Origin of the sequence: Mycobacterium asiaticum (genome assembly GCF_001673315.1) — a bacterium.
GTDB lineage: Bacteria > Actinomycetota > Actinomycetes > Mycobacteriales > Mycobacteriaceae > Mycobacterium > Mycobacterium asiaticum_B.
On record NZ_LZLQ01000111.1, the window covers coordinates 91137 to 102726 of the forward strand.

Below are 11590 nucleotides of genomic sequence, written 5' to 3' on the forward strand. Positions count from 1 at the left end.
GACCTCGCGCCGAGCGTTACGCTCGTGCCGTGAAACGACTGGAAGGTCAGCGGATTCTGGTGACCGGCGCGGGTTCTGGCATCGGTCAGGCCACCGTGGTGCGGCTACTGGACGAGGGCGCCGTCGTGGTCGGTGCCGACATCGCGGCGGACGGGCTGGCCCAAACCCGGGCCAAAACCGAAGCGGCCGGTGATCGGCTGACCACATACGAGATGAACGTCGCCGACGAGCAATCGGTGATCGACGGGGTGCGCTCGGCCGTCGACGCCCTCGGCGGTCTCGATTCGCTGGTCAATGCGGCCGGCATGCTGCGAGCCGCCCACACCCATCAAACGACTCTTGAGTTGTGGAACCAGATCGTCACCGTCAATTTGACCGGTACCTTCCTGATGGTCCGCGAGGCGCTGCCGGCGCTGCTGAAAAATCCGCGCAGCACGATCGTCAACTTCAGCTCGACCTCGGCGACCTTCGCCCACCCGTACATGGCCGCCTACGCCGCGAGCAAAGGTGGCGTGCAGGCCTTCACCCATTCGTTGGCGCTGGAGTACGCAGCCGCCGGATTAAGGGCCGTGTGCGTGGCGCCCGGCAGCATCAAGTCCGGCATCACCGACGCCACCGGCGGCTACATCCCGCAAGATGCCAACTGGTCATTATTCACCCGGTTGATGCCGATCCTGCCCACCACCGAGACCTCAAGCGGCACCGGCATGGCAGACCCTTCCGTGGTCGCCGGTGTGATCGCGATGCTGGTCTCTGCGGACGGTGCCTTCATCACTGGGACCGAGATCCGCATCGACGGCGGAACGCATGCTTAGTTGACGCAGGGCACCCCGCCGCCGTCGATCGGCTTGCCCTGATCCGGCGTCGGATATTCGGTGTAGGTGCCGTTGTAGTAGTAGCCGCTGCTGCTGGGTTTCGTCGTGGTGGTCGTGGTGGTGGTTGTCGTACTGGTTGCGTCCACTGTGTCATCAGGCGCGGGCAACGAGAAGGTGGTGTCGACGACCACTTGGATACGCCCGGCCGCGAGGTGGGGATCCGGTTGCTTCGCGGCATCCACGCCGAGCAGTGCCTCGAGGTTCTTCGCGTCGGTCTCCGCGCCCATCCCGTACAGGATCGTGCTTGTCGACGGGTCACCCGATTCTCGGTCGCGGACCTGTCCAGCGGTGTAACCACGCTTCTTCAGCGCGCTGGACACCTGGCTGGCCATCCCGCTGATACTGCCGGCGTTGATCACGTCAACGACGGTCGACGGGTTCGGCTTGGCGGAGGTGGTGGTCGGCGCCCCCGACGGTGGCGCCGTGCCGAGCGCGGCGGCGATCTCTGCCTTGATCGCCGCCGGATCGATGATGTTGACGTCCTGACCGTCGATGTTGTCGTAACGCACCACGGGCAGCGTGCGGAACTCGATGTTTCCGCCGGCCAGTTCCCCCATCCGGCGGAACAGCGCCTCGTCCCAGCCCGCGGACAGGACCACGTCCTTGCGGGCGACGGCCATCAGGCTGTTGAGCCGATCCAGGTTGGTGAACGTGCCGGAGTCCTGCAGGTCGCGCATCACTGACGACAGGAAGGCCTGTTGGCGGTGTGTCCGGTCCAGGTCGCCGTTCTCCAGGCCGTGCCGTTGCCGGACGAACGACAGCGCTTGTGATGCGTCCAGTCGCTGGCGGCCGGCTGGGAAGTCGGCGCCGGAGTAGGAGTCGTAGACGGGGTGGTTAAGACACACCTCCACGCCGCCCAGGGCTTGGGCCAGGTCGTAGAAGCCGGCCAGGTTGACTTCGGCGAAGTAGTCGATCGGAACCCCGGTAAGACTGCGCACGGCACGCAGGGTGGCGGCTCGACCCGCTTCACGACCACGGGCCTCCAGTTCGCGTTGGGTGATACTGCCCTGGTTGGCCAGCTGGTTGGCGACGTACTGCTTCGTGAGCCCGTAGGCCTCTTTGATCTTGATGTGGTTGTAGCCCGGAACGCCGTTGAAGGGCACCCAGTCGTCGCGCGGGATCGAGAACGCGACAACTTTTCCGTCAGCGGCGACGTGCACGAGGATCAGCGTGTTGGTGTTGTAGCCGCCCTGATCCGAGTCGCCCGCGTGCAGGTGCTTGAGGATCGACCAGGGCAGGTCGTTGCCCTCCTGGTCTTTGCGCGAGTCCAGGCCGATCAGCAGGATGTTCATTGTGTTGCCGGTGGACCGCGGGTCCTCAGCGGTGAGGGCTTGCGAGATGGTGATGCCGCCTAGCGCGCCGTGCGCCACCCAGTAGCCCGCGCCGGTCGCGCCCAACGCAACCACCGAAACCAGCGTCATCAAGCTGCGCGACAGTCGTCTGCGTAATCGTGACGGCTGCCGAACAGCACGATGACGGCGGTGAGCACCGCCCGAACGCCCCACTAGCGGCTCCGACTTGGGCCCGACCCACCGACTGGCGCTTGGCCAGCGGTTTGCGGTGGAGTCGTTCGTCGCATGCGGTCTAGTATGCGGTAGCTTGCTGCGAACCCCCCAATCAAAACTGCTCATGTGGCCCTATTCACCGGGGGACGGGCCCTCTTTCGGTGTTACAAAACCGTCGCTACCAGCACAAAGGTGAGCGAAACGGGACGGCTTAGCAGTACTGGTAGTCGATGTGCCAGCGACCGATGATGTAGTGGGCGACGAAGTGGCCGCCGAAGCTGGGATCGGCGTCGGTGATGTTTCCCGAGCCGCCGCTGTTGGGAATGAAGCCGGGCGGATCCCAGGTGACCGATTGTGGATTCGCGGGTAGGGCGGGGGTGCAACCCGCCTGCTTGGCCACATAACCGTCGATGATCCGGCGTTCGGCAGTGGCTTGGTCTCCGCGGTCGGATGGGGGTTCGTGGGGGCAGAGATACGTTGCGACGCAGAAGTTGCCGTGCGCGCTGACCAGCGCGATGTCCGTCACCGGTACCGACGCGATGGCGCCGCCCAGCAGCATCGCGGACACGACGATCCCCGCTATGCGCCCGTTCATCGCGACTTTACGATCTCCTCCCCTGATGAATAAAACAGCGGAATGTCCGAACCGGTCATGTTTTCTATGAGGTATATGGCGAATGGTTCGACTTCGTAGTAATAGTGAACGCCGCCGTTTGCGTCTACCGCCGTGGCGCAGGTGCGTCCCGGAGCTCCGCACCGCTGCTTGACCGGCAGGGCCAGCGCGGCGATTACCAGCAGCACAGAGAATGCGATCACCAACGCTTTTGTCATCGAAGTGAACCCCGTCTCGGTCTTGACGCGCGCGTACCGGCGCACTCCACCATTTTGCCTATTACCGCTTACAGAGGTGATTCCCGATGATCGGCGTGACATCCCTCAGGTCAATTCCGGTCACTGCAGCCGTCGTCCCGCCACGTATGTCTCGGCGATCGACGTCTCGCGAATGCCCATCAGCAACCCGAACAGCGTCTGGTCGCGCGCCAGTGCAGGATCGGCCGAGCGCACGCCATAGGTCAGCGCGGCTTCCAGGGCCGGTGTGCGGCGCGGGTCGACGACGACGAAGTCAGCCTCTTTACCGACGTCGAAGTTGCCGAAGCGGTCCTCCATGTCCAGTGCGCGGGCGCCGGCCAGGGTACCGAGGAACAGCATTTCGGCCGGGTGCATGGAGACGCTCTCGTCACCGCCTTCGGAGATGTGCACCTTGAACGCCGCCCCCACCACCTGGGAAATCAGCCATTCGTCACCGCCGCCGAAATCGGTTCCGGCGGCGATGTTCACCCCCGATGCCACGGTGCGCAGCCACGGCATGGTTCCTGATCCGAGGAACTGCTGGGAGACGGGGCAGTGCGCGATAGAGGTGCCGGTCTCGGCCATCCGCGACAGTTCGACGTCCTGACAGTGCACCGCATGCGCCATGATGCTGCGTCGCCCGAGCAGACTGGCGCCACCGACCTTCGAGCCCGGCAGGAACTTGCCGTCGTAGGTGTCCAGGTAGGAGTCGACCTGGTAGGTGAGCTTGGTTTCGTCCACCTCGCCGGTGCCGGGCCGGTTGTTCTCGTTGAGATGGCTGTGGAAGTACACGCCGCGATCTCGTACCGAATCATAAAGATTGCCAAGGTTTTTTAGTGTCTGCGCGGTGACCGCGAGGGAGAAGCGCGGCACCACCGCAACATGCAACCGGGCGGTGTGCACGTTGCCGGTGTCAGCCGCGTGCCATTTGTCGATCTCCTCGCGGGCCAGTCGGATGGCGTCGTCTTCGGATGTGATCAGCGCCGCGGCCGACGCCGGCCCGCCGGTCTGGATACCGCGCCCGCTGACCAACCGCAGGCCGCGGCGCTGCGTCTCGGTGAACAGCGCGTCCTGGGCGTGCGGAAACGCCGATCCGAACACCATTGCCGCCGTGGTCCCCACAGCTATCCGCCGGTCGCAGAACTGCACCGCCGCCTGCTGAGCGAAACTCGGGTCGGCGTAGCGGGATTCGGACGGGTAGACACACAGCGTCAGCCACTCCAAGAGTTGCCCGCCGCCGTAGGAGTCGCCCGCGTAGGTCTGGGGGAAGTGCACGTGGGTATCGACGAAGCCGGGCAGCAAGAATCCGGGACGGTGGTCCGACGTCGCAGCTGACCGGTATTGCGGCGGCAGGTCGCCGCGCTCACCACAGAATGCGACGCGACCATCGTCACCAATCACCAACGCGCCGTCCGGAATTGACACCAAAGCTGTGGCGGCGTCAGTCACCATCGGCGACCCCGTGAGGTGGAAGATGTGTCCCAGATGCACCTGAGTCGCCACGGCAATCCTCCTGCGTCGGTCGACGTGGTTGATGGGGACGTCCCCATTAGCGGGGATCATTGCACGCCGGCGCCCAGCTAACCGGCGTTTGGCAAGTCTGATGTGCCCGCGCGGAGTTCGGCGAGTCCGCGGGCGGGACCGGCGCGTGCGAAGATGCAGCCCGTGACAGGAAACTGGGGCGCAGTGTTGACCACCCTCATTCCGTTGGGTCTGGTCGTCGCCGTATCGCCGTTGACCATCATCCCCGCTGTCCTGGTTTTGCACGCCCCTCGGCCACGACCGACGGCGCTGGCGTTTCTGGGCGGTTGGGTGCTGGGGTTGATCGCGCTGACCGGAATCTCGGTTGCGGCTTCCGGTCTGCTCGGTGGCCTGGACAAGACGCCGCCGGCATGGGCGTCCTGGCTGCGTGTGGGACTGGGCGCGGCACTGATCCTGTTCGGCATCTACCGCTGGTCGACTCGCCATCGGGAGTCCGAAGCGCCGCGATGGATGCGGGCGTTCGACACCATCACCCCGGCTCGTGCGGGCGTGATCTCGCTGGTGCTCACGGTGGTGCGTCTCGAGGTATCGCTCCTTTGCCTGGCCGCCGGCTTGGCCATCGGCAGCAACGGCCTTGCGCCTGCCGGCAAATGGGTTTCCGGTGCAGTGTTCGTCACCGTCGCCGCGTCGACGGTCGCCATCCCGATTCTGGGCTATGTGGGCGCCGGCGATCGGCTCGAGGAACCCCTGGAACGACTCAGGCAATGGATGGAGAAGAACCACACGGCGATGCTCGCCGGTGTGCTGGTCTTGATCGGTCTGATGGTGCTTTACAACGGGATCAGCGCCTTGTGACGGCGCTGGTTTGCCAGCCCTACCTTCGTCCTCGCGCCCGCGGAAGAGCGATGGCAACCAGCGTGACGCCCAGCGCTATGCCGCCGACGACGATCAGTGGGTGCCACCACTGGGCGCCCAGCCAGTAGGCGTTGGCGCCCACCCAACCGGGATGTGCCGCATCGCCGAACAGCCAGCCGCGCACGAGCGGGGTGGTCAGCGAAAGCACCGCGCCGACAAGTGTTACCGACAGCAGGGCGAACAGCAGTCGACTGGAGAACTGCCAGGTCGCTAGCACGACGAGATAGCCGCCGATCCCGGCGGCAGTCAACCCGACCGCGCCCAGCGTCGTTGTCGACGCGATCGCGGCCGCCGTGCCCAGCACCAGTAGTGCGGCACCGAGGATCAGCGTCCACTTGGCGACACCGTTGGTCAACGACACCACCCGGTACCCGCCCAACGCCAGCGTCCGCAAGGTGGCCACCGGTGGTTTGACGACGGCGGGCAGTTGCCGCACCGAACCGGCCGCCCCAGAAGCGGTCGCGGCGGCCTTGGCGAGGGTTTGGGCCATCAGCGGGGAACCCTTGTCGCTGGCGAAAGTCTCAGTCGCAACCGGATCATCGTTCAGCAGCGCGTATTTGGCGTCCCCTGGTTCTGCCGCCCGCACCTTCTTGGCCCAGGTTCGCGATGCGGCCGGGCTCCAGTCGGGTCGATCACCGGGTTCGGTGTCCAGCACCGTCTCGGCCAGTTCGTCCAATTCCTCGTCGAGGACCTGCCGCTGCCACGTCTGGGCCAACCACAGCGAAGTGCGGGGCAGGCTCGCCGGAACCGGCTTGGTGGCGTCGTCCACGAAGGCGAGTTCGTCGAGCAGCATGTCCTCGGTCAACCGGTCGGACTCACCGCGCACGGTCGGCAACCGGTAGCCCGATCTCGGAAACTCCGGTGCCCCAAGCGCTTTGAGTTGCTGCAGCAACCACCGCGCGCCGGAAACGTGGTCGTTGGCATGAGAGCCGGCAATCCAGCGCACCCGGCGCGGGTCCAAAAGCACGTGAACGAGCCACCCGGCGCCGTCGAGGCGACCCCACATCCAGTCATTGGCTCGCCACGATCGTTTGTAGAAGGCGCCGAAGTGGTGGAACTGCATTCCGGTGAGCTTCTGCTGGGCGGTCTGCCAATCCGGGGCCAACAGGCTGCGGGTGTCGGCGCTGACCTGTACGAGCTCCACCGACTGTTCGATATCTGCCTCGGCCGGGAGCATGGCTCGTTGGGTCGCGGCCAGATCGAACAGCCGGATCGCGACGGCTTCCGCGTCGGATGGGCCCAAATAGTTTAGGTAAATCCGCAACTGGTCCGCCGCGTCGATGGGTAACGCGTTGTCCGCCAACGCTTTCAATGTCGGATAGCTCGCCGCCAGCGCCTGACCCAGTTCGCGCCAGCCGGCCGCGGGCACCGCGGACCGCTGCAGATAGTCCGCGGCGATCAGGCTGGCCGCATTTCTCAAGGACGCCTGTCGCACCGCCGGGGTGGTACACACCGAGCGCACCAGCGCCCCGAGGTCCACTGGCGCCGGGGGCGGGCATGCAGCGTGAATGGCCTGGGTGAGTTCGGCCAGTGCGGCGACGTCGGCGTCGGACTTCGCCAGCGGATATGCCGCACGAACGACGGCCAGCGCGCAAATCTTGGCGAGGTCGTAGCCGGATTGCCCGTAGCGGGCCAGATCAGCGGCACCCGACGGCAATGGCTTGTCAGGTGGCGACGCGCAGCGGCCCAGGATCGACTCGGTGATCTGGCGACGGCACACACGGTCAGCGTCGCCACCGACGGCTAGATCGGGTTCCCAGTTGGGTGGAATGCTCTCCGCGGCCGCGCTCGAACCGGGGGGCCAAGTGCCGAGCTGGCGCAGCAGCGCATCGGTGAGCGTCTGCGCCTGCCTGGTCGCTTCGCGCGTCACGAAGTCGGCGAGCAGCGGATCGGTGAGCAGCCGCGAACCGTTGGGGAGTGCCGCGGCGAGTTCGGCCAGTCGCAACTTGGTGTCGGTGCGGGCCGCCATGCGGTCCTGGTGGACGCGGATCTCGCGCAGGTCAGCCGCGATGGATTGGGTGGTGATGGCCGCGAGGTCCTTGAGGAGTCCGTCGACCAAGCCGAGCGGTTCGTCGACGTTGTCCGGTGGGGTCTCTGCCGCTAGATCGGGAGCCGGTCCCGAGGATGGCACGACGAACAGCAGCACCCGCCGTACCGGGCGACGTGCCGGCCGGTCGAAGATCCGCTTGAGGAGCACGCCGATCGGGCGGTTGTCGAGCAGGCCGCCGTCGGAAACCCAGTGCGGCCGGGTGATGTTGGTGAACGGTGCCATGGCCGGTCGGGCAGGCACTTTCCCCGTTGCGGGCGTGCCGTGGGTGAACGGCAGAAACGACGGTTCGAACGCGATCGGGAAGGACGCCGAACTGCGCGCGGCCAGTGCCAGGGCCGCAACACTGCCGGGGTGGGCGAGTTCGGCCTCGGTGAACGTGAACAGCCCACGCCGATCGACGTCCTGGACCAGGGTGCCGAACGAGTCGGTGAACCGGCTGGTCTCCCCGCCCAGCAAGGTGGTCGTGACATACAGCGTCGTCGACGGGAGGCGGGCGCCACCGGGGAACTCCGCGGGCGGAAATGGCCCCGGCTCGAGCTTGGGGATCTGCGTCGCCAATGCGGCGTACATCCGCTCGTCGCCGTACAACAGCGACGGTGTGTATTTGTCGCGCGGATCCCGCAACAGGTCGGTCAATGCCCCGAGGTCGAGCCACAGATCCCGCAAACCACCCAGGTCGGCGCCGGAAATCCGGGACGACGCCAGCAACGCCGCGTTGATGCCGCCGGCGCTGGTACCGGACAGGATGTCGACGTCGACGATCATGTCGAGTAGGTCGATCAGGCCCGCGTACAGGCGAAGCGATGCCGCCGCCTGGGTACTGAGCCGGCTGTCGGCGGGGAAGGACCCGCCTTCGCGGCGCCACTGCGACGCCTGCGCAAGCAAGTTCATTTCCCGCGTTACCCCAGCCATCCAGATGGCCAGACTGACCCCGCCCGTCATGGTCGTGGCGAGTCGTAACTCCTGGGTGAGCTCGGTTACCGGTGATGGTTTGTCGAATTCCATGTGCACCTCTTCGACGTACATCGCAGGATTCCGCCGATACGTTTCAGCCCAGCCCGGTGCCATTCGTGTTTAGCTTGAACACGGCCGTGCGTCCCCGCGTGCGCGGTCCTAATGTATTTGCTGAGGATCTACCGAGACTTTCGCTGAGGGGGGCCGGTGCAAGGCACGACATTCGGCCGGTACCAGTTCATCGAGTTGCTGGGCCGCGGCGGTATGGGCGAGGTGTGGCGTGCCTACGACACCGAGACCCAGCGTGTGGTCGCTGTCAAGGTGCTGACGGCGAACCTGGCCAATGACCCCACCTTCGAACAGCGATTCCGTCGCGAAGCACTCGCCGCGGCCGGTCTCAACGACCCGCATGTGGTGCCGATCCACCACTTCGGTGAGATAAACGGACGGCTTTATGTCGATATGCGACTGGTCGTCGGCCGCGACTTGCAGGACATCATCGCCGAGGGCGCGCTCGAACCCGAACGTGCGGTCCACATCATCGAGCAGATTGCCTCGGCGTTGCGCGCCGCGCACCGGATCGGCTTGGTGCACCGCGACGTCAAGCCGTCCAACATCCTCGTTACCGAGGACGACTTCGCTTACCTGATCGACTTCGGAATCGCCCGTGCGGCAGGCGATTCCCACATGACCGGGACCGGCAACGTGATCGGAACCTGGGCCTACATGGCGCCCGAGCGGGTGACTTCCGGGCAGACCGACCCGCGCGGTGACACCTACGCTCTGGGCTGCGTACTGCACGAGTGCTTGACCGGCAGTCAGCCGTTCCCCGGCAACAGCCTGGAGCAGCAGATCGGCGGGCATTTGAGCCTGCCGCCGCCGCGGCCGTCCACCTTGCGCCGGGGGATACCAGAAGAGCTGGACAACGTCGTCGTCACCGCGATGGCAAAGAATCCCGACCAGCGCTATGCGACGGTGACCGACATGGCGGCGGCCGCCCGCGAGGCGGTCACTGGAACCCGGCCCATCCCGCTGCGACGGCCCGAACCGGTACAGCAGCGGACCCAACTCGCGCCGCCGCCGGGGCCGCCGAGGTTGCCGCCGCCCCCGCGTCGGGGTGGCCCCGCGTACCCCGACCAGCCGCCGCGACGGCCGCCAGGTGACATTCCGCCGCGGCGCTCGCCCTCGGATCCGAATCTGCGCCGCGCGCCCGTCCCGCCGAATCAGTACCGTCCGCCGGCCGAGCAGAACCCCTACCGCCCGCCGTCGGATCCGACTCCGCAGCGTCCCGCCACCGACCCCACTCAGCGGCGTCCCAGTACGGATCCGAACCAGCCCCGCGCAACCCTGGGCAACGAGCCGACGCTGTATCGGGTACCGAGCGACCCACCGACGCCGGCCCCATTCCCGGTGGTCTCCCCTGACGCCGGTGGTGGTGCGGAAAACAAACCGAAGGCCAAACGGCGCACGCCGCTGGTCCTGGCCGGGGTCGGCGTATTGCTCACGGTCATCGCCGTCGTCGCCGGAATTGTCCTGGCCAGCGGTGGCAGCAGTCCAGGCAGTGGCCAGGCCACCGAACGGTCCGGAACCGAGGAGCCGGCACCCCAGACCAACGGCGGGCCGTTCACCGGCACCTACACCGCAGACTTCGGCCCGAAAATGTCACTGGCCGGCAAGGAGGTCGCGAACTCCGAACCTCCTGGGCAGGAGACGTGGGTGCTGCGTTCGGCATGCACCGGCAACGGTGGAAGCGGGTGTGTGGCGATGGCCCAGCGCACCGACGGCCCCTACAACCACACCCCGAAGCTGGTGTTCGACGATGTGCGAGGCCGCTGGATAGCCATTGCACTCGAGGGTGGCAAGTGCAACGAGAAGAGCATCGAGAAGTGGAACTACGTCTGGCTGAAACCCCAGAGCGACGGCTCTCTGGTCGGCGAGTGGATCACTGATTCCCTGGATTGCTATAGCAAGCGGGCGGTGACGTTCACCCGGACCGGTGACGCTGAGCTCGGCAACCTGCCGAACCCCGCCGAGCAGACCGCGCGTGTCGTGTCCCCCGCGGAGGCTCTGCGCGGCGCGTATCACCTGCTGACCACCTACACCGGTGCCAACGCGCCCAAACCGCAGGAAGCCGACTACACCGTCGACACCATCTGTCTGCGCACCGGGGACCGCTGTCTGAGTAGGTTCGTCAGGAACGGCACCAGCGGCACTCAATTGCTGCATTTCGCCAACGACGTCTGGACCCGCGACGACGAGTACGACGCTTCCTGCCCGGCCGGCGGTACGTCGCACGTCAAGATCAAGGGCACCTTCCCGTTGCCGGAACCGCCACAGGATCCGATAGCGGTGCTGGCTGGTAGCGGCACGAAAGACGAATCGGGCAGCGCCTGCAGAGGCGGCCCATATGAGATGAAGTTCAGTCGCACCGGGGACTGACCTCCGTTTGAGCCCCCGGCCTCCGCGGGTAGGCAGCAGGGAGTCGAGCGGAGGAGTGAGCATTGATCGACGCACGATCAGCCGGTCCGGAGACGCCGGAACGGGGTACACCCGGGGAGGCGCCCGAACGCCTGACGCCCGCGGAAACACCGGAGCGGCTGACACCATCCGAACCACCGGAACGGCTGCCGCGGCAGGACCCGCCAGAGCGCCTGACTCCGGCATAACGCTTACCGACCACATAACGCTTACCAACTACACAACGCTTACCAACTACACAACGCTTACCAACTAGAGGAGATAGACATGCGCGCAGAAGAAGGCGACGAATCGGTCAAGGACTACGCAGTCGAGGGTGAGCAGACGCTGAACCGGATCAAGAATGCACAGAATTCGTCTGGTAATCCGCTGACCCGGATCGGGCGGCGGTTGTTCCGCCTCCTGCCTGGTCGCGCGGGTCATGCCTGACCCCAACTAGTCGGGAGAGTTGATCGGGAGCTAGTCGGCGGGTTTCCGCGCGC

General features: G+C 66.1%; 9 protein-coding genes. 4 read left to right on the forward strand and 5 right to left on the reverse strand.

The genetic code is table 11. From position 1 onward, the window contains the following. Positions 1-29 precede the first annotated feature (29 nt). Positions 30-815, forward strand: a complete 786-nt coding sequence (locus A5636_RS17345; protein ID WP_065159872.1) for an SDR family NAD(P)-dependent oxidoreductase — start codon at positions 30-32, stop codon at positions 813-815. Here A5636_RS17345 and A5636_RS17350 read toward each other — a convergent pair. The 4 genes from A5636_RS17350 to A5636_RS17365 form a co-directional block, all read right to left on the reverse strand. Next, the gene (locus A5636_RS17350) at positions 812-2380 is read right to left on the reverse strand and encodes an LCP family protein (RefSeq protein WP_065159873.1); all 1569 of its coding nucleotides are present in this window, start codon (positions 2378-2380) and stop codon (positions 812-814) included. The two genes, A5636_RS17345 and A5636_RS17350, sit on opposite strands and share 4 nt — an antisense overlap. A 211-nt stretch (positions 2381-2591) precedes the next feature. Beyond that, positions 2592-2975, reverse strand: coding sequence for an integrase (locus A5636_RS17355; RefSeq protein ID WP_155763864.1), 384 nt, complete (start codon positions 2973-2975; stop codon positions 2592-2594). Further along, a complete protein-coding gene (locus A5636_RS17360) occupies positions 2972-3211 on the reverse strand; it encodes a hypothetical protein (RefSeq protein WP_065159895.1) in 240 nt (79 codons plus the stop codon). The genes A5636_RS17355 and A5636_RS17360 overlap by 4 nt, the downstream gene beginning before the upstream one ends. Before the next feature lie 120 nt (positions 3212-3331). Then, on the reverse strand, positions 3332-4732 hold the full coding sequence (locus A5636_RS17365; RefSeq protein ID WP_065159874.1) for an amidohydrolase family protein: 1401 nt from the start codon (positions 4730-4732) through the stop codon (positions 3332-3334). A gap of 162 nt (positions 4733-4894) precedes the next feature. Between A5636_RS17365 and A5636_RS17370 the strand changes: the two genes are divergently transcribed. Continuing rightward, entirely contained in the window at positions 4895-5566 is a 672-nt protein-coding gene (locus A5636_RS17370) for a GAP family protein (protein ID WP_065159896.1), read from the forward strand. Positions 5567-5585: 19 nt separating this feature from the next. On the opposite strand, the gene A5636_RS17375 is transcribed toward A5636_RS17370, so the two are convergent. Beyond that, a complete protein-coding gene (locus A5636_RS17375) occupies positions 5586-8681 on the reverse strand; it encodes a patatin-like protein (RefSeq protein WP_081287848.1) in 3096 nt (1031 codons plus the stop codon). 156 nt (positions 8682-8837) lie between these two features. Here A5636_RS17375 and A5636_RS26875 point away from each other — a divergent pair, with 156 nt between their 5' ends. After that, complete coding sequence (locus A5636_RS26875; protein WP_065159875.1) at positions 8838-11069, forward strand: serine/threonine-protein kinase; 2232 nt, start codon at positions 8838-8840, stop codon at positions 11067-11069. 306 nt (positions 11070-11375) lie between these two features. Beyond that, entirely contained in the window at positions 11376-11537 is a 162-nt protein-coding gene (locus A5636_RS26620; RefSeq protein WP_172827262.1) for a hypothetical protein, read from the forward strand. Positions 11538-11590: the final 53 nt, after the last annotated feature.